Raw genomic sequence first — 17,943 nt, 5'->3', positions numbered from 1 at the left:
CAGGCGGACAAGCCAATCGTCGTTGGCAACCTCCGAAGGGGCGCACTCTTGGTAAGGGAGATTGACGCTTGCGGCAAGCCGGGCGGTGCAGTGCGATGTATAATCGTGCCGGCCGCAGGGCCAATCAGGCGACCCGATTGTGGCGGGTAAGGCGAAAACTCTCCCAGCGTTCGCGCGTCAGCCCCATGAGCACATGGTCTTCCCAACGCCCGTCGATCTGCAGATAGCGTTCGGCAAAACCTTCTTCGATAAAGCCGTTCTTCTCGAGCACGCGGCGCGAGGCCGTGTTGTGCGGCAAGAAGGCGGCGTGGGCGCGATGCAGGTCCAGCGTTTCGAAAATGAAGCGCAGGGCCATCTCAACGGCCTCGGTCATCAGCCCCTGCCCGGCATAGGGCTGGCCCATCCAATAGCCGAGATTGACGAATTGCGCGGCCCGCCGCCGGATGTTTGACAGCGTGATGCCACCCACCAGCGTTTCCGTGCCGTCATTGAGGAAGACGAAAAACGTATAGTCCGTGCCCTGCTCGGCCTCCTGCCGAGCGCGGCGCACCCGCATGGAAAAGACGCGGCGACCAAGATCGGCCTCGGTCCAGCGCGGCTCAAAGGGCTTTAGGAACTCATGGCTCTGGCGGCGCAGCTGATACCAGGCCGGGTAGTCGCGCATCTGCGGCAGGCGCAGGGAAATGCGGCGCCCCCGCAGATGGATCAACTGTTCTGGCGACGACCAGGGCCAGAGCATGGTTTAACGCTGCAGCGTCTCGCCGATGCTTTCGACATCGGCCAGCCGGCTGATCGGGCCGATACCGGCCAGGGTCGGCTTGGAATTGGTAAAAATCTGCTCGGCCACATCGCGCACGCGCTGGGCGGTGATGCGGTTGATGCGCTCCACCGTCTCGGCCATGGGGATGGGGCGGCCCCAGAGGATCTGCTGGCGCGCCAGCTGGCCAGCGCGGGCAGATGGGCTTTCGAGCGACATGAGGAGACCGGCGCGGATCTGGTTGCGCACGCGGGTCACTTCTTCGTCAGTGACGGTTTCTGCAGCACGCAGAAGCTCATCGAGCACCACGGGCACCAGTTCGGACACCTCGTCCTCGCCGGTCGCCGCCGCGACGCCGAACACGCCGCTATCGGCAAAGGCCCAGTGGAAGGCATAGACCGAATAGCAGAGGCCGCGCTTCTCGCGCACTTCCTGGAACAGCCGCGAGCTCATGCCGCCGCCGAGAACCGAAGCCAGCACCTGCGCGGCGTAAAAGCCGTCGGAATTGTAAGCACGGCCCTCGAAGCCGAGGACGATATGGGCCTGCTCGTGATCAGAAACCAGCCGCTCCTGCCCGCCCTGATATTCGGCGCGCTGCGGCGCCGGGGCGCCGCTCGGGGCGAGATCGGCAAAGCGTTCCCGTGCAACCTGCACCAGGCCATCGTGATCGACATTGCCCGCTGCGGCCATGACCATGTGGTCGCCCACATAGTTGCGGCGCATATATTTGCCGACCATTTCCGGCGAGAAAGCGCGGACCGAATCGACGGTGCCCAGAATGGTGCGGCCGATGGGTTGGGTCGGATAGGCGGCCTGCTGGAAAAGATCGAAGACGTGGTCGTCGGGATTGTCCCGCGCCGCGCCGATCTCCTGCACGATGACCTGCTTTTCGCGCGTCATCTCGCCTTCGTCGAAGGTCGAGTTCTGCAAAATGTCGGAGAGAATATCGGCTGCGAGAACCACGTCGTCCTTGAGCACGCGGGCAAAGTAGCCGGTATGCTCGATGGAGGTCGCCGCGTTGAGATCGCCGCCGACATTTTCGATGGCTTCGGCGATTTCAAGCGCGGTGCGCGTCTTGGTGCCCTTGAAGGCCATGTGTTCGAGAAGGTGAGAAATGCCGTGCTCGGCCTTGCGCTCGGAACGCGCGCCGGCCTTTACCCAGACACCGATGGAGGCACTCTCCAGATGCGGCATGTCATCGGTCAGCACCACCATGCCGTTCTCAAGAGTCGTCGTTTGTACCGTCACACTCGTCCTCCTGAACCGAGGGCGGGGTTTGTTCACCCCTTCCGCCCAGGCCCGTTTCGTCTTCAGGCCGCGCGGCTGCGCGACCCGATGAAGTTTTCCAGGACGCGCTGGTCATTGGCCAACACGTCGACCCGTTCGGGCCGCTGATAAAGATCTTCGAGCCAGCTCGGCAGAGCCGGTTCGATGCCCGATGCCGCCTTCACGGCCGCCGGGAATTTGGCTGGATGCGCCGTCGCCAATGTAATCATCGGCTCGGAACCGCGCGAGAGATTGCGCGCCACGCTGACGCCGACCGCCGTATGCGGATCGAGCAGATAGGCCGACTTGGCCCAGGTTTGCGCAATGGTGGAACTCGTCGCCTCTTCGCCCGAGGTGCCGGCGGCAAATTCGGCGCGAATGGCAGCAATTGATTTTTCCGGCAGGTCGAAGCCGCGGGACTGCTTCAGCGCGGCCATCATGCGGGAAACGGCAGCCGCGTCGCGTCCGGCGCTTTCGAACAGCAGGCGTTCGAAATTGGAGGAAATCTGGATATCCATCGACGGGCTGATGGTCGGCGCCACGCCGGACATTTCGTAGCGGCCCGTATCGAGCGTGCGCCGCAGAATGTCGTTGGCATTGGTGGCGATCACCAGCTTCTCGATCGGTAGGCCCATGCGCTTGGCGCAGTAGCCGGCAAAAATATCGCCAAAATTGCCAGTGGGGACCGTGAAGCTCACCTTGCGATGCGGGGCGCCGAGCGAGACCGCGGCTACGAAATAATAGACGATCTGGGCGACGATACGGCCCCAGTTGATCGAATTGACGCCGGACAGGCGCACGGAATCGCGGAAGGCATGATTGTTGAACATGGCCTTCACCGCGTCCTGACAATCGTCGAACGTGCCTTCGAGCGCGATGTTGTGGACATTGGCGTCGAGCACGGTCGTCATCTGCCGGCGCTGCACTTCCGAGGTGCGCCCGAGCGGATGCAGGATGAAGATGTCCGTGGTGTCGCGACCGCGGAAGGCTTCGATAGCGGCCGACCCCGTATCGCCCGAGGTCGCGCCGACAATGGTCGCACGCAGACCGCGTTCCGTAAGAATGTGGTCCATGGTGCGGCTCAGGAACTGCATCGCCACATCCTTGAAGGCGAGCGTCGGGCCATGGAAAAGTTCGAGCACGAAATGGTTGGTTTCGATCTCGACGAGCGGGGTCACCGAGGGGTGACGGAAACTCTGATAGGCGCCATCGATGATGGCGCGCAGCTTGGCCGCCGGGATTTCGTCGCCGGTAAAGCGCGAAATGATCTCATAGGCGACATGGGCATAAGGTTTGCCGGCAAGGGCGGCGATCTCATCGTGGCTGAGCTGCGGCCAGACCTGCGGAACATAGAGGCCACCATCGGAGGCCAGGCCCGCGAGGACCGCATCGGAGAAGCCAAGCGCCGGCGCCTGGCCGCGCGTCGAAACAAACTGCATCGGAGGGGAAGGCCCTTCTAGAATTGTTGCAACCTAGTGAATGCGGCGGCTGACCGCAAGGTTTTGCCGCGGCCCGCCGTCAGGGGCCGGTGGCCGGTCGCCGAGCATGTCGGGTGAGCCAGAAGCCGAGCATGACCACGGCGACAATGGCAAAGCCGTACCAGGTCAGGGCATAGCCGAAATGATTGTTGGGGAAGCTGACCACCGTCTCCCCGGCCTGCGGCAGTTCACCGGCAGGGCCGGCGGGCAGGTCGACGTAGAATGGCGCGATCGGCGCCAATGCCGGATCGGCCATCTTCGCGAGCCGGAGGGGATCGCGCACCCACTCGATCCGATTGGACATATCGGCTTCGGGGGTCATGAAACCCGCAGCTTCGGGTGTGCGCAACACGCCCGAAATGGTCACTACGCCCGGGTCTTCGCCATGGAGATCACCGAGCGCTGCCGTCTCCTGATATTGCTGTGGCACGAAACCGCGATTGACGAAAACCGTGCCGCCGCCCTGCAGTTCAAAGGGGGTCATGACCCAATAGCCGGGGCCGGAATACTGTCCCTTGGGATCGGAGAGGCTGGTGAAGACGGTCGCGGTCTGGGTGTAGCGATAAGCCCCGGTCAGTTCGACAGGCTGGTAGACCATGTCCTCGACATTGAGCGTGCCCCAGCTTTCCGGCGCAGGAACGGGGATGGGTGCGGCGTTGAGCCGGGCATCGACAGCGGCGACCAGCGCGTCCTTTTCGGCGAGGCGCTGCATCTGCCAGGAGCCGAGAAAGACGCAAACCGCGGCCAGCGCCAGCATGAGAGCGGCAAAAATCCAGTCGCTGAGGCGCAGCCTCGCAAAGGGGTTCATTGATGCCCCTCATGAGCGTCATGACGATATTGGAGATTGACCAGGACGCCCTTGAAGGGCGGCAAGAGGGCCAGGGACAGCAGCAGCGTTGTCGGAATCCAGAGAACCAGATGCATCCACGGCGCAATCGGCACCAGGGCCCCGGTGACCAGGGCAAGAATGACGACGACTGGCGCCACGAGAAAGATCACGAAAACTGCCGGACCATCGCCGCTATCGGCAAATTTGAGATCGAGCCCGCACTTGTCGCAGCGCTGCGCAAGCTTGAGATAGCCGGAAAACAGCTTGCCCTCGCCGCAACGCGGGCAGCGGCAGAAAAGACCGGCAAGAACAGGATTTGGCTGGCTCATAAGATCCCGAGAAGCAAAAAGGGGCGCAGCCATGCCGCGCCCCATATTCACTATGCCTGTGCCTAGTGGCTCAGAGATACGCCCCAGCTGCCCCAGACATAGATCGAGGCAAAGAGGAAGAGCCAGACCACGTCCACGAAGTGCCAGTACCAGGCGGCGAATTCGAAGCCCAGGTGACGCTGCGGGGTGAAATCACCACGTTCGGCGCGGATCAGGCAGACGGCGAGGAAAATGGTGCCGATGATGACGTGGAAACCATGGAAGCCGGTCGCCATGAAGAAGGTGGCGCCATAGAGGTTGCCCGAGAACGAGAAGCCGGCATGGGTGTATTCGAGGAACTGCACATAGGAGAACAGCACGCCGAGCGCCACTGTGAGGGCGAGGCCCCAACGCAGGCCCTGGCGATCGTTTTCGAGCAGCGCATGGTGCGCCCAGGTCACGGTCGTGCCCGAGGTGAGCAGGATCAGCGTGTTAAAGAGCGGCAGGTGGAACGGGTCGAAGAGCTCGATGCCGGCCGGGGGCCAGTGACCGCCGGTGAAGGCCACGCGGGCATATTGCTCGACGTCGTCGAAGCGGAAGAAGCCATCGAAATAGGCCCAGAACCAGGCGACGAAGAACATCACTTCCGAGGCGATGAACAGGATCATGCCATAGCGGTGGTGCATCTGCACGACCGGGGTGTGGCTGACGCCGTCATTGGCTTCCTTCACCACATCCGCCCACCAGGCGTAGAACGAGTAGATCACCGCGGCGAGGCCGATGAAGAACAGCCAGGGGGTCCACTGCTTCATGAAGAAGACGGCGCCCACCATCATGACCAGCACCGCGGCCGACATCACGAATGGCCAAGGTGACGGCTCTACCATGTGGTAGTCATGGTTCTTTTCAATGGCGGCCATGTTCAGCTTCCCTCATTGTCTGAAGCGTAGAAGGTATAAGAGAGCGTAATCTCTTTGATTGTTTTCAGTTCGTGGTTCTCGTCGATATCGGGATCGACAAAGAAGACGATCGGCATTTCCACCGTTTCGCCCGGCGCAAGGGTCTGCTCGGTGAAGCAGAAGCATTCGATCTTGTTGAAATAGACGCCGGCCTTTTCGGGCACGACGTTGAAGATCGCCTGCCCGGTGAGCGGCTTGTCGGAATTGTTGGTCGCGATGTAGTTGACCGTATCGACGCGACCGATCTGGTCGGTGATCGAAGCGGCAGGCTTCACGGTCCAGTTGAGGGCGTGATCGACATTGACGTCGAAACGCACCTTCATCTCGCGGGCGATGACGCCCTTCGGATTGGCCTCGGCCACCTGCGTGGTGCCGCCAAAGCCGGTCACCTGGCAGAAAAGCTGGTAGAGCGGCACGGACCCGAAAGCCAGACCCACCATGCCGGCAGCAACACCGAGCAGCGTCAGGCCGAGGCGGCGATTGCGCTTTCCGGCATTGGCATTGGTCTCGACCGCGAGCGTCATCAGAGCCCCCGGTCGAACAGCGCCGGGCCCATCTTGACGATGGTCAGCACGTAAAAGGTCAGCGCAAAGAGCGCGAGGGCGCCGGCCAGCGCAATGGAGCGGCGGCGGCGAACGCGCTTCAGCGTTTCGGCGGCCTTGTCTTCGGCGGTCATGGTTTCAAGCGCCTGGTTTTTCGCGGTCATGACCAGAACCCTCCCAGACGCGCAATGAAGCTGTCGGTGAGAAGGCCAAGGAACAGCACGAAGAGATAGCTCAGCGAATAGGTGAAGAGGCGACGCGCGGCCTTGCGCATGTCGACATTGGTCGGCGCACGCAGCAGGCGCACCGCCAGATAAACAAAGCTGATGCCGGTGATGGCAGCGACCGCGCCATAAATCCAGCCGCCGGTGCCGAGATAGACCGGCAGGAAGGCGGAAACGGCGAGAATGACCGAATAGACGAAGATCTGACGCTTGGTGGAGGCTTCGCCAGCCACGTTGGGCATCATCGGAATGCCGGCCGCGGCATAGTCGCCCTGCTTATAGAGCGCCAGCGCCCAGAAATGCGGCGGGGTCCAGAGGAAGACGATGAGGAAGAGCGCGAGGCTTTCCCAGGTGATCGTACCGGTCACAGCGGCCCAGCCGATCATGGTGGGGAAAGCGCCGGCCGCGCCACCGATGACGATGTTCTGCGGCGTCGAGCGCTTCAGCCAGATCGTGTAGATCACGGCGTAGAAGAAGATCGTAAAGGCCAGGAGTCCGCCGGCGACCCAATTGGTCGCAAGACCGAGCAGGGCCACCGAGAAACCGGAGAGGATCAGGCCAAAGCTCAGTGCCTCACCGGACGAAATCCGACCCGCCGGGATGGGCCGGTTCTGCGTGCGGCTCATGATGGCGTCGATGTCGGCATCGTACCACATATTGAGCGCACCCGAGGCGCCGCCGCCGATGGCGATGCAGACGATGGCAATGAGACCAATGACCGGATTGATGCCACCCGGCGCAACCAGCATGCCGACAAGCGCGGTGAACACCACCAGCGACATGACACGGGGTTTCAAGAGCGCGAGGTAGTCTTCCACCCGCGCTTCGCCCGCCATGGCGGGCATCCCCTTGCTGTCGTCGATATAGGTCACTGGATTTTTCCTTCTTGCGCGGACCGCACCTAGCGCGATCCGCCTGCTTTGTCGCCGCGACTTAGTGCGCGTTGGTCGAGTCGATCTTGGGCAGCGTCGAGAACTGGTGGAACGGCGGCGGGGAGCTCAGCGTCCATTCCAGCGTCGTTGCACCATCGCCCCACGGATTGTCACCGGCCGGGCGCTTCTTGCGGCTGGCTTCCCAGGTTGCATAGAAGAAGATGATCATTGCAACGAAGGTCACGTAGTAGCCGACAGACGAGACGCGGTTCCACAGCGTGAAGGCATCCGGATAGTCGATGTAACGACGCGGCATGCCGGCGAGGCCAAGGAAGTGCTGCGGGAAGAAGATCAGGTTCACGCCGACGAACATGGTCCAGAAGTGCAGCTTGCCCAGGAACTCGTTGTACATGTAGCCGAACATCTTGGGGTACCAGTAGTACCAGCCAGCGAAGATCGAGAACACGGCGCCGAGCGAGAGCACGTAGTGGAAGTGCGCCACGACATAATAGGTGTCGTGCAGGGCACGGTCCGCACCGGCATTGGCGAGCACCACACCGGTCACACCGCCAACGGTGAACAGGAAGATGAAGCCAATGGCCCAGAGCATGGGCAGGCGGAAGGTGATGGAACCGCCCCACATGGTGGCGATCCACGAGAAGATCTTCACACCGGTCGGCACGGCGATGACCATGGTCGCAGCAACGAAGTAGCGCTGCACGTCAAGGCTCATGCCGGTGGTGTACATGTGGTGGGCCCACACGACGAAGCCGACAAAGCCGATGGCGACCATTGCATAGGCCATGGCCATGTAGCCGAAGATCGGCTTGCGGCTGAAGGTCGAGACGATGTGCGACACGATGCCGAAGCCCGGCAGGATCATGATGTACACTTCGGGGTGACCGAAGAACCAGAACAGGTGCTGGAACAGAACCGGGTCACCGCCGCCTTCAGGCGCGAAGAAGGTGGTGCCGAAATTGCGGTCCGTGAGCAGCATGGTGATGGCGCCGGCCAGAACCGGCAGGGCCAGCAGCAGCAGGAAGCCCGTCACAAGCACCGACCAGGCAAAGAGCGGCATCTTGTGGATGGTCATGCCCGGGGCGCGCATGTTCAGGATCGTGGTGATCAGGTTGATCGCGCCCAGGATCGAGCTCACGCCGGCAACGTGCAGCGAGAGAATGGCGAAATCCATGGCGGGACCAGGGTGGCCTGCGGTCGAGAGCGGCGGATAGACGGTCCAGCCGCCACCAAAACCGGTCGAGCCCGAAGCGCCTTCAAAGAAAAGGCTCATCAGCAGGAGGATGAACGCCACCGGCAGCAGCCAGAAGGCGATATTGTTGATGCGCGGGAAAGCGGTATCCGGCGCACCCACCATCAGCGGGGCGAAATAGTTGGCAAAGCCACCCATGGTCGCCGGCATGACCATGAAGAACACCATGATCAGGGCGTGGGCGGTGGTGAAGACGTTGAACATCTGCTTGCCGGCGTCGATCGAGCCGGAGGGGTCGGAGATGCCATAGACCATGGAGGCAAGGCCATGGAAAATCTGGATGCCCGGCTCCTGCAGCTCCATGCGCATGAAGCCCGAGAGCAGGCCGCCGACGATACCGGCGACGATCGAGAACACGAGATACATGATCCCGATGTCCTTGTGATTGGTCGACAGGACCCAACGACGCCAACCCGTGGGTGTGTGGTGGTCGTGCGCGGCGTGGTCATGCCCGGTGGCATGGGCCTCGAGGTGTGCTGCTTCTGACATTGTGGTCTCCCCTGACCCTATTACTGAATAGCCGGCAGCACGGCGACGGCGCTGGCATAGTCACGGCTTTCCTTGAAGGCCGTGATAAAGGCTTGATATTCTTCGGCGGTGACGACGCGCACGGCGATCGGCATGAAGGCGTGGTCCTTGCCGCACAGTTCCGAGCACTGACCATAGAAAATGCCGGTTTCGCGCGAGTTGAACCAGGTTTCATTGAGACGGCCCGGCACGGCGTCGATCTTGATACCGAAGGACGGGACGGCAAAGGCGTGGATCACGCCCGAGGGGCTCGCCGTCACCTGCATGCGCACGGTGGTATCGACCGGCACGATGAGTTCATTGTCCACAGCCAGGAGGCGCGGCTGGTTCGGCTTGACCGTCTGGACATAGCCGTCAACGGCAGCGCCAAGGATATTGGAGTCGAAGGCAACGCCGTCGTCGACATATTCGTAGTTCCAGTACCACTGCTCACCCGAGGCCTTGATGGTGAGAGATGCGGCCGGAACCTCGACTTCGCCGAACGAGAAGATGTTGGCGCCAAGGAATTTGCGCTCGCCATCGGGCACGGTGAGCTGGTCGGACAGCACGCCGAAGGACGGGATGGCGATGATGATCAGAACGACGATCGGCAAGACCGTCCAGATCACTTCGATCAGCGTATTGTGCGTGAAACGCGCCGGCACTGGATTGGCCTTGGCGTTGAAGCGCAGCACGATGACAATAAGCAGTGCAAGCACGAAGAGCACGATAAGCGTAATCGTCCACATCAGCGGACCGTCGTGGAATGCCACGATCGAATCCATGATCGGCGTAACCGATTGCTGCAGGTGGAACTGGCCCGGCTCCGGATGGCCCTTACCGATTTCCTGGGCGGAAGCGAAAGCGGGCATTAGCGCCAGCATGGCCGTCGCGGCGGCACCCAACTTCCTCACGAACTGACCGGTCACCATAAACCCCCTGTTAACCAATTCTGGTGGCGTGCACCGAGAAAGAGAGAGGAAAACAGCGGCATAGCTCACGCCGCCCCGACTCAACCTCGGAGCGTAAAACTCTGGTTCGACCTAAATCACATTGCTCGGACCGAGTCTATCGGGGCATCGCACACTTCCGACTGTTTAAAACTGGACAAAATCGGACGCCTTTGCCTCAAGCGTGCCGCAGTTTCGCTGCCAGATCGCTTCAAACACGCCTTTGGTTGACAGGCCTTTGCGGATAACCCAAACAGGTCCCAAACGCCCCGCGCCCGCAAATCGGCAGGAGACGAACAAGAGTGATGGAATTTTCGAAGCGGCTGATGGGCCTGGCTCTGGCGCTAACCGCATTTGCAGGCGCCGCGCCGGCCATGGCGCAGGGCACTGTCCGTGGCGAATATGGCGACTGGCAGATGAGCTGCGATACCCCGCCCGGCGCCAGCTCCGAACAATGCGCCATCATTCAGAATGTCATGGCCGAAGACCAGCCCAATGTCGGCCTCTCGGTCATCGTGCTGCGCACGGCCGATCGTGAAGCCCGACTCCTGCGCGTCCTCGCGCCGCTCGGCGTGCTGCTGCCCAATGGTCTTGGCCTTAATGTCGATGGCACCGATATGGGTCGCGTCGCCTTCGTGCGGTGCCTCCCCAATGGCTGCGTTGCCGAAGTCGAGCTCGATGACGGCCTGATCGACGTACTGTCCAAGGGCACGAGCGCCATTTTCGTCGTCTTCAAGACGCCCGAAGAAGGCGTCGGCATTCCGGTGTCGCTCGAAGGATTTTCCGAAGGCTTTGCCGCCCTGCCCTGACCCAGGACAGAGTATGGAAGACGATCGCCGCAAATCGCATCGCAGTCGCACGCTCAAGGGCGGGCGAATCGTGACCAATGACGGGCACTCGACCTTCGATTGCACGGTGCGAAATCTTTCCGAAGAGGGCGCCAAGCTGGTCGTGACCAGCATTGTCGGCCTGCCGCACCGGTTTCGGCTATCCATGATCGATGGCCGCAATTTCGATTGCGAAACGATCTGGCATACCGAAACCGAACTCGGCGTGCGGTTTCTCTAGTCCGCCACCCAAAATAAAAAAAGCCGGGCGAGTGCAAGCACAAGCCCGGTTAAGTTTTCAGGAAACGGGACCAGCGGCAAAACTGGCCCGGGAGATGGAACGAGCACATCGTGATCGGTCCAAGGGATACGTCCACGCCCGAAGAGCGTAGACGAATAGTTTAGCGCAGAGCCTGGCGGGCTCGGGCTGTGTTAAGCACCATGGTGGAGGCACGCGCAGACTGCGCTGACATGGCGTTGTGAATATCGGCATGGGAGAGGCCAAGATCGCGCAGGCGATCCGAGTCGAGATCGAGCAGGCTTTTCAGCACGGTCCGGCGTTGACGATCAGCATTCACCTTCGCGACAAAAGCAAAAAAAGCGCGCAAGGGGGTAGTCGGCATGGCGGCCGAAACTGACCGCTCGCCGGGCAGCGAGAGAGCCATCTCAAATCTCCAAAATGTTGTTGTGCCGAAGGGAGGTCGGCGGGAGGGACGCCTTTTCGGGCGATGATGATGTGATAACCCGCTGGACTTCCATTCGTCCAACAAATAGATTTCATCCATTCAATCAAAATGAGTGATGGGAGATCCGCCATGGCCGCTCCACTCGATCTCGACCAATTGCAGAGTTTTTGCGCCATTGCCGATTGCGGCAGTTTTACCGAGGCCGCCCGCCGCGTGAACAAGACGCAGTCCGCCGTCTCGATGCAGATCAAGCGCCTCGAAGAGCGGTTGGGCCACGCCCTGCTCTCGCGCGATGGCCGCACCGTCACCCTCACCCACCACGGCGAAGTGCTTTATGAGCGCGCGCGAAAAATGCTGCGCACCAATGCCGAAATCCTCGATCATTTTTCAGATGGCGATCTCGCCGGCTCGATCCGCTTCGGCGTGCCGGACGATTATGCCGTGCGTCTCTTGCCGGTAATCCTGTCGAGCTTCCAGCGCACCCATCCCAAAATCGTCGTCGACGTGTCCTGCATGGCCTCGGAGCATCTGCTCGAAGGCATGCGTTCGGGCCGCTACGATCTCATCGTCTTCACGCAGGGCACCGAGCAGAATTTTGGCGAGCTGTTCCGCACCGAAAAGATGTTCTGGGTGGCGAGCCATGGCGGGCGCGCGCTCGCCAGCGAACCGGTCGCCATTGCCTGCGGGCCGCAATATTGCATCTGGCGCAAGGACGCCATGGATGCGCTCGACCGCACTGGCACCGATTATCGCATCGCCTATACGTCTTCCAATGCCACGGCCATATCCTCGGCCGTGCTCTCCGATCTCGCCATCGGCTTCCTGCCCGAAAGCGCCCTGCAGCCGGGCATGCGCGTCGTCTCCGACGAACACGGCCTGCCCCATCTCCCCGACGCGCAAATGGCACTGATGCGCGCCAGCCACGCCTATGGCGGCATCTATGATGCGCTCGCCAACCACATCGTGCAGTCCATGGGCAATCTGGAACATCCGCATCAGGCGGAGGCTGCGGAGTAGATTTGCTGCACCTGAAGCCGCTAGATGCAAGCGATCTACCGCTCGTCGAGCCCTGGTTCGACGACGCGGAAACGCAGCGCTGGCTGGGCGGGCGCGAGTGGCCCGCGCTGGGTTTTGGTTTACAGGGCCCAGATCGCCAACTTTATCTCGCTCTCGATGAAACCACCCCGGTTGGCCTTCTCGACTGCGAGACCTATCCCGACAACAGCGCCAGTTTCGCTGTGGTCACCGCATCGGGCTTGCGCAACCGCGGCATCGGGCGTGCCATTCTATCCGCCTTCATGGCAGAGCCGGCCTACTCTCACATCACCCGCTTCTTCGCCGGCATCGAGCGCGGCAATGTCGCCAGTGCCGCATTGATGTTGCGCTGCGGCTTTGTGGAAGGTGAGGAAGACGAAGACGGCTTCACCGACTTCGAGTACCGCCGGTCTTGACCCGGCGCGGCATTTCCCGCACCAAGTCACCATGCCAGAAGTCCTGACCAACGCTGCCGAATTTACCGTTTCCGAAATCGCCCAGGCGGTGAAGCGAACGGTCGAAGATGAGTTCGGCCACGTCCGCGTGCGCGGCGAAATCTCCGGTTTTCGCGGCCAGCATTCCTCCGGCCACGCCTATTTCACCCTCAAGGATGACGCTGCTTCCATAGACGCCGTCATCTGGAAGGGCAGCTACGGCCGCCTCGCTTTCAAGCCCGCGGAAGGTCTCGAAGTCATTGCCACCGGGCGGCTGACGACCTTCCCGCGCTCGTCAAAATACCAGATCGTCATCGAGCAGATCGAACCGGCCGGCGCCGGCGCACTCATGGCGCTCCTTGAAGAGCGTCGCAAGAAGCTCCTCGCCGAGGGCCTGTTCGCCCGCGAACGCAAGCGCCCTCTGCCCTATCTGCCCAGGGTCATCGGCGTCATCACCTCGCCCACCGGCGCCGTCATCCGCGACATTCTCCATCGCCTCGATGATCGTTTCCCGAGCCACGTCCTCGTCTGGCCGGTGCGCGTGCAGGGCGAAACCTGCGCCCCCGAAGTCGTCAACGCCATCGAAGGCTTTAATGCCTTTCTTCCCAATGGTCCGATTCCGCGCCCCGACATTCTCATTGTCGCCCGAGGCGGCGGCTCCATCGAAGATCTTTGGGGTTTTAACGAAGAGGCCGTGGTGCGCGCCGTCGCCGCCTCCGGCATTCCCGTCATCTCCGCCGTCGGCCACGAAACCGATACGACGCTGATCGACTATGCCTCGGACATGCGCGCTCCAACCCCGACTGCCGCCGCCGAAGCCGCCGTCCCCGTCCGCGCCGAACTTATCGCCTATGTCGATGATCAGGGAAGCCGCCAGCGCCAGGCCGCCCGCCGCAGTCTTCTCAGCCTCAAGGATCGCCTGCGCGCCGCCAGTGCCGGCCTGCCGCGCCCTGCCGATCTCATCGCCACGCAGCGTCAAAGCCTCGATATGGCGGGAACCCGCCTCTCCGGTGGCCTTCGTCATTTCGTGCAAGATCGGCGTCTCGCCTTTTCGCGCCTTGCCGGTGCCATCCAGCCGCGCCTCGTACGCCAGCGCCACGCGGAACTCCTGAGCCGCATCGACAATCTCGACCACCGGGCCCTCGCCGGTCTCCATAAGACCACCGAGCGCGCCCGCCTCACGTTCGATCCGCGAGCTGCGCGTCTCACGGGCTCGGTCGGCCAGGCGCTCGAACGCAAACGCACCCAGTTCGTCCGGCTGGCCCCGCGCCTCTCGCCGCAACCGCTGCGCGCCGAACTGCGTCAGTTGCAGGGCCAACTTGGCCCACTCACGCAGCGTCTCGCCCAAACGCCAGACCGCATCACTGTCGAGCGCCGGCAAAAGCTGGGACAGCTGGAAAAACTGCTGCAAACCCTGAGCTATCGCAGCGTTCTGGCCCGCGGCTATGCCTTGGTGCAGGACGAAACAGGCGACGTGATCAGCAGCGCCTCGGGCCTCAAACCCGGCGATCCGATCAAGCTGACCTTCGCCGATGGCGAAGTCGGCGCCAATGTTGCCGGCGCTCCGGCGCAAAAGCGCAAGGCACCGCGTTCACCATCGGACGACGGGTCGCAGGAAAGTCTCTTTTGATTGTCCGCTTTCCGCTCTATATCGGAATAATTCGGAAGGACACGGACGATGAATATCTTCGACAAGGGGTTTTCACCCTCCGAAGCGACGGTGCGCTACCTTGATGGGGACTATGTCGTCCTCAAGCAGGGGACGTTCGTGCGTTGTGCCATCAGCGGCAAGCCAATTCCCCTCGATGAACTCTTCTATTGGAGCGTCGACCGGCAGGAGGCCTATGCCGATGCATCGACCGCCCACGAGGCCTTTGTCCGCTACGGCCGAGGCAACTGAGCGTGATGGAGGCAGCGACGCGTCAACGCTACCTCGTCATTTCCAATGGTCATGGAGAAGATGCCATCGGCGCGGCCCTGGTCCGGCGCCTTACCGGACAAGCTCACGTCGAAGCCTATCCCATGATCGGCAGCGGCAAGTCCTATGAGGGCGCCTGCCGCATTGTCGGCCCCCGTGCCACGCTCGCCTCGGAAGGTTGGCGCAACGTAAAGGGCTCGCTGCGCCGCGATGTCGTCAGCGGCGGCCTTCTTACTGTCCCGCCGGCGCTGAAATTCCTGCGCTCGGTGCGCGGGCACTATGACAAGATCATCGTCATCGGCGACATGGTCGGCATTCTCGCCGCGTTGCCGACGGGCCTGCGCGATCTCATCTATCTCGACGTCTACAAGACCGGCGCCGCCCGTCTCTATTCCTCTGCCGAAGTCTGGGCCATCAAGCAGACCTGCCGCACCGTGTTCTGCCGCAGCGACCGCCTCAGCGAAAAGCTCCGCGCCGCTGGCGTCGACGCGCGCTGCGTGGGCAATATCATGATGGATGCCATTCCCCACGGCGACTATGACGCCAGGGCCCGCCGCCGCGCTCCGCTCGCCGTCACCCTCCTCCCCGGCAGCCGCGCCCTGACGGCCGAAAGTTTTGCCCTGCAGATCGGCGCCCTGCGCCTGATCCCGGAAGAAGAACGTCCCGACGTTTTTCTTGCTGTCGCCGGCAGCGTTAATGTCGAGGAACTGGCCAAGGCCGCAAGCCTGCGCCGAACCTCGCTGCTCAGCACAGAATCCGATGATCTCGGTGAATTGAGCGACGGCAATCTCACCGTCCACATGGCCCGCGGCGTTGCCATGGGCAATCTCGTCGAAGCCTCGGACGTGGTCCTCAGCCAGGCCGGCACCGCGACCATCCAGTCGCTCGGCCTCGGCCGCCCTGCCATCACGTTCATCAATCCGCGCGATAGACGCTCGCGCTTCAATGACGAGCAGAACCTTTTTGGGGAAGCGCGCATCGTCACCGAAGCCAAGGCCATCGATGTGTCAGCGGCCGTCTATGGCCTTCTGACCAATATGTCCGAGCGCATGCGCCTTGCCGAAATCGGCCGGTCTCGCATTGGCGGACCCGGCGCGATGGAGGCGATCGTGGCCGAGATCACAACCCCGGCCACGGTAGAAAATTAGACGCCGGTTGCTTCCGGATCGAGCAGGCGGTGCAGGTGAACGATGAAATAGCGCGTCTGCGCGCTGTCCACGGTCAGCTGCGCCTTCTGCCGCCAGGCCACCAGTGCCGAAGCATAATTGGGATAAAGGCCGACGATATCGACCTTGTCGAGATCGGCGAAAGTGACGTGCTCGATGCTCGAAAGTTCGCCGCCGATCACCAGGTGAAGAAGTTGCTTGTCAGTCGCTTTGCTGTCAGCCATCGCTCAAGGGTCCACTGAGTTGGGAGGAGGAGGAAATCTCGGCCTCTGCCAAGGGCTCGGCCGGGCAGCCATAGACCTTGATCAGCGCCGCATGGACGAGAGGTTTTAGGCTCATGTCGGAAAGCGCCGCAAGCGCCCCATGGCGCACATCTCGTCTGTTAAATTGTGGGAAGCCGCTGCACACGTCAGCAAGATCAAGCCCTGCTTCCCTCAGGATCACGGCCGCCGCCGCAATATCCCAATCCTGACTGCCGCGCCGCGCCACGGCCGCGTCGAGTTTTCCCGTCGCCACCTGCAACAGCCGATAGGCAAGCGAGGGGTACATGGGCCCGCGCGTATAATTGAGCCCGCCTTCCTGCAATTCCTGATGCACGGCGCCCGGCGCGGGGATCAGCGGCGGCGCTCCGGCCCGGCGGTTGCGCACCAGCGGCTCGCCGTTGAGCCGTGCACCTCCACCCAGGCACGCCTCATACATTTCATTGCGCGCCGGGGCATAAACGACGCCGGCCACCGGCACGCCCTTTTCGACCACCGCCAGGCACACCGTCCAGCAATCCTCGCCTTGGAGAAAAGCGCGCGTGCCGTCGATGGGATCGACAATAAAGACGCGATCGCAATCAAGGCGGCTGGGATTGTCAGCGGTTTCCTCGCTGAGCCAGCCATAGGCCGGGCGCGCGGTAAGAAGGCTCGCGGCAAGATAGCGGTCGACAATGATATCGGCTTCGCTCACCGGGGAGGCATTGCCCTTGGTCCAGCTCTTTATGTCGCGGCGAAAATAGCCCGAGGCAATGATGCCCGCAGCCACGGCAGTGGCGCGAAGCAGTTCGAGATCGTCCTGATAAGGTGGGGCGAAAGCCGGCATAGGCGGCTTTTATGCCTCGTACGACTTTTGGACAAGGCCCGCACGGCGATGGCCCATTGTCTGATGGAGAAACCCCCAAATATGGCAGGGTAAACAAGACCCAACGCGATTGGGTAAACTGCTCGTTGCACTGTGCAACACCCTGCTAACCACCCTCCCAAGACAAGATAAACTTAACCGAACCCATTAAGGCGCTGGGTAAGGGGACGCGGTAGATTGCCCTCACAAACGGAGCGCAAAAAACAGCTCTCGAAGTTACAGGAAGGCTAGAAAATGGTTCATGGCGTTGCGATGGAAGGATCGTCAGTCGTCCTTGCTTTCGGTAAGCCCGTACTGGCGGAACGCCGCTTCGTTGCGGCAAACGACAATGGGCCCCGCGATCCGGTCAAGACCGTGACAGTGCGCAAGCAGCTCGAACAGAGCGGTGTTGCCATCAAGATCAAGGTGCCGGTTACTGAATTCATCGGCGTGGCCGTAGCCACCCGAATTTCCGAAGAAGGCGTGCTGACAAGCGCGATCGAACTCGTCCATCCCGATGGCGAGCTGACCTACAAGGTTTTCGAAGAAGAAGGGAACCACAACGTCGTGGCCGAATGGCAGAACTGGGGCAAGAAGCTCCGCCTGCCGCTCTTCATCAAGGCCGGCGACGGCTCCTATCTCCCTTATAGCCAGCAGGTCGATGGCGTGATGGTCGGCGAGACCGCACCCCGCCGCAAGCTTGCAGCCGACGCAGCGCGCCGCCCGCGCTTCCTCAATCGCCGGAAGCCCGGCGAGGTCGAGCACAACTAAGAAATCCCCCTCCAAGGGCAACGTCGATGGGATCAGCTGG

22 protein-coding genes are annotated in these 17,943 nt (G+C 62.0%); 8 read left to right on the top strand and 14 right to left on the bottom strand.

Translation table 11 applies throughout. The features are described 5' to 3' along the window. Nucleotides 1–124: 124 nt before the first annotated feature. The 11 genes from ACSQ2A_RS01415 to coxB form a co-directional block, all read right to left on the bottom strand. Nucleotides 125–739, bottom strand: a complete 615-nt coding sequence (locus ACSQ2A_RS01415) for a GNAT family N-acetyltransferase (protein WP_436070781.1) — start codon at nucleotides 737–739, stop codon at nucleotides 125–127. 3 nt (nucleotides 740–742) lie between these two features. Then, a complete protein-coding gene (locus tag ACSQ2A_RS01410) occupies nucleotides 743–2,005 on the bottom strand; it encodes a M16 family metallopeptidase (protein WP_295410766.1) in 1,263 nt (420 codons plus the stop codon). Nucleotides 2,006–2,067: 62 nt separating this feature from the next. Beyond that, nucleotides 2,068–3,462 (bottom strand): threonine synthase, encoded by a 1,395-nt coding sequence (gene thrC / locus ACSQ2A_RS01405; protein WP_436070780.1) that lies wholly within the window; start codon nucleotides 3,460–3,462, stop codon nucleotides 2,068–2,070. A 79-nt stretch (nucleotides 3,463–3,541) separates the two neighbouring features. Next, nucleotides 3,542–4,309: an SURF1 family protein gene (locus ACSQ2A_RS01400; protein WP_436070779.1), complete on the bottom strand. Its 768-nt coding sequence runs from the start codon at nucleotides 4,307–4,309 to the stop codon at nucleotides 3,542–3,544. Further along, nucleotides 4,306–4,659 carry a DUF983 domain-containing protein gene (locus tag ACSQ2A_RS01395; RefSeq protein WP_295410761.1) on the bottom strand — a complete coding sequence of 118 codons (354 nt, stop codon included), beginning with the start codon at nucleotides 4,657–4,659 and terminating at the stop codon, nucleotides 4,306–4,308. The genes ACSQ2A_RS01400 and ACSQ2A_RS01395 overlap by 4 nt, the downstream gene beginning before the upstream one ends. A gap of 62 nt (nucleotides 4,660–4,721) precedes the next feature. After that, nucleotides 4,722–5,558, bottom strand: coding sequence for a cytochrome c oxidase subunit 3 (locus ACSQ2A_RS01390; RefSeq protein ID WP_295410760.1), 837 nt, complete (start codon nucleotides 5,556–5,558; stop codon nucleotides 4,722–4,724). A gap of 2 nt (nucleotides 5,559–5,560) precedes the next feature. Next, nucleotides 5,561–6,121 (bottom strand): cytochrome c oxidase assembly protein, encoded by a 561-nt coding sequence (locus ACSQ2A_RS01385; protein WP_436070778.1) that lies wholly within the window; start codon nucleotides 6,119–6,121, stop codon nucleotides 5,561–5,563. Next, entirely contained in the window at nucleotides 6,121–6,303 is a 183-nt protein-coding gene (locus tag ACSQ2A_RS01380) for a hypothetical protein (protein ID WP_295410758.1), read from the bottom strand. Before ACSQ2A_RS01380 ends, ACSQ2A_RS01385 begins: the two co-directional genes overlap by 1 nt. Further along, complete coding sequence (locus ACSQ2A_RS01375) at nucleotides 6,300–7,208, bottom strand: heme o synthase (RefSeq protein ID WP_436071615.1); 909 nt, start codon at nucleotides 7,206–7,208, stop codon at nucleotides 6,300–6,302. The genes ACSQ2A_RS01380 and ACSQ2A_RS01375 overlap by 4 nt, the downstream gene beginning before the upstream one ends. A gap of 88 nt (nucleotides 7,209–7,296) precedes the next feature. Beyond that, nucleotides 7,297–8,994, bottom strand: a complete 1,698-nt coding sequence (gene ctaD, locus ACSQ2A_RS01370) for a cytochrome c oxidase subunit I (protein ID WP_295410757.1) — start codon at nucleotides 8,992–8,994, stop codon at nucleotides 7,297–7,299. 20 nt (nucleotides 8,995–9,014) lie between these two features. Then, complete coding sequence (coxB, locus tag ACSQ2A_RS01365; RefSeq protein WP_436070777.1) at nucleotides 9,015–9,944, bottom strand: cytochrome c oxidase subunit II; 930 nt, start codon at nucleotides 9,942–9,944, stop codon at nucleotides 9,015–9,017. A 323-nt stretch (nucleotides 9,945–10,267) separates the two neighbouring features. Between coxB and ACSQ2A_RS01360 the strand changes: the two genes are divergently transcribed. Then, nucleotides 10,268–10,771 carry an invasion associated locus B family protein gene (locus ACSQ2A_RS01360; protein WP_436070776.1) on the top strand — a complete coding sequence of 168 codons (504 nt, stop codon included), beginning with the start codon at nucleotides 10,268–10,270 and terminating at the stop codon, nucleotides 10,769–10,771. Between the two features lie 13 nt (nucleotides 10,772–10,784). Further along, the gene (locus ACSQ2A_RS01355) at nucleotides 10,785–11,030 is read left to right on the top strand and encodes a PilZ domain-containing protein (protein ID WP_436070775.1); all 246 of its coding nucleotides are present in this window, start codon (nucleotides 10,785–10,787) and stop codon (nucleotides 11,028–11,030) included. Between the two features lie 160 nt (nucleotides 11,031–11,190). On the opposite strand, the gene ACSQ2A_RS01350 is transcribed toward ACSQ2A_RS01355, so the two are convergent. Then, the gene (locus tag ACSQ2A_RS01350; protein ID WP_436070774.1) at nucleotides 11,191–11,454 is read right to left on the bottom strand and encodes a DUF1127 domain-containing protein; all 264 of its coding nucleotides are present in this window, start codon (nucleotides 11,452–11,454) and stop codon (nucleotides 11,191–11,193) included. 150 nt (nucleotides 11,455–11,604) lie between these two features. On the opposite strand from ACSQ2A_RS01350, the gene ACSQ2A_RS01345 reads away from it, so the two are divergent. From ACSQ2A_RS01345 to ACSQ2A_RS01325, 5 genes are read left to right on the top strand one after another with little or no spacing between them, the layout of a single operon-like run. Beyond that, nucleotides 11,605–12,492, top strand: a complete 888-nt coding sequence (locus ACSQ2A_RS01345) for a LysR family transcriptional regulator (protein WP_295410753.1) — start codon at nucleotides 11,605–11,607, stop codon at nucleotides 12,490–12,492. A 2-nt stretch (nucleotides 12,493–12,494) separates the two neighbouring features. Next, nucleotides 12,495–12,926, top strand: a complete 432-nt coding sequence (locus ACSQ2A_RS01340; protein ID WP_436070773.1) for a GNAT family N-acetyltransferase — start codon at nucleotides 12,495–12,497, stop codon at nucleotides 12,924–12,926. A gap of 31 nt (nucleotides 12,927–12,957) precedes the next feature. After that, the gene (xseA, locus tag ACSQ2A_RS01335) at nucleotides 12,958–14,574 is read left to right on the top strand and encodes an exodeoxyribonuclease VII large subunit (RefSeq protein WP_436070772.1); all 1,617 of its coding nucleotides are present in this window, start codon (nucleotides 12,958–12,960) and stop codon (nucleotides 14,572–14,574) included. Between the two features lie 48 nt (nucleotides 14,575–14,622). Continuing rightward, a complete protein-coding gene (locus ACSQ2A_RS01330; protein WP_295410747.1) occupies nucleotides 14,623–14,844 on the top strand; it encodes a DUF2093 domain-containing protein in 222 nt (73 codons plus the stop codon). Between the two features lie 2 nt (nucleotides 14,845–14,846). Beyond that, nucleotides 14,847–16,010 (top strand): hypothetical protein, encoded by a 1,164-nt coding sequence (locus ACSQ2A_RS01325; RefSeq protein WP_436070771.1) that lies wholly within the window; start codon nucleotides 14,847–14,849, stop codon nucleotides 16,008–16,010. Here ACSQ2A_RS01325 and ACSQ2A_RS01320 read toward each other — a convergent pair. Next, nucleotides 16,007–16,252 (bottom strand): DUF4170 domain-containing protein, encoded by a 246-nt coding sequence (locus ACSQ2A_RS01320; RefSeq protein WP_295410743.1) that lies wholly within the window; start codon nucleotides 16,250–16,252, stop codon nucleotides 16,007–16,009. The genes ACSQ2A_RS01325 and ACSQ2A_RS01320 overlap by 4 nt on opposite strands. Beyond that, nucleotides 16,245–17,114 (bottom strand): 3'(2'),5'-bisphosphate nucleotidase CysQ, encoded by an 870-nt coding sequence (locus tag ACSQ2A_RS01315; protein ID WP_436070770.1) that lies wholly within the window; start codon nucleotides 17,112–17,114, stop codon nucleotides 16,245–16,247. The genes ACSQ2A_RS01320 and ACSQ2A_RS01315 overlap by 8 nt, the downstream gene beginning before the upstream one ends. 273 nt (nucleotides 17,115–17,387) lie before the next feature. Here ACSQ2A_RS01315 and ACSQ2A_RS01310 point away from each other — a divergent pair, with 273 nt between their 5' ends. Next, nucleotides 17,388–17,903: a DUF6101 family protein gene (locus tag ACSQ2A_RS01310; protein WP_295410740.1), complete on the top strand. Its 516-nt coding sequence runs from the start codon at nucleotides 17,388–17,390 to the stop codon at nucleotides 17,901–17,903. Nucleotides 17,904–17,943: the final 40 nt, after the last annotated feature.

Source organism: Devosia sp. LjRoot3 (assembly GCF_964252865.1).
Lineage (GTDB): Bacteria > Pseudomonadota > Alphaproteobacteria > Rhizobiales > Devosiaceae > Devosia.
This window is presented reverse-complemented; position numbering and strand designations above follow the sequence as displayed.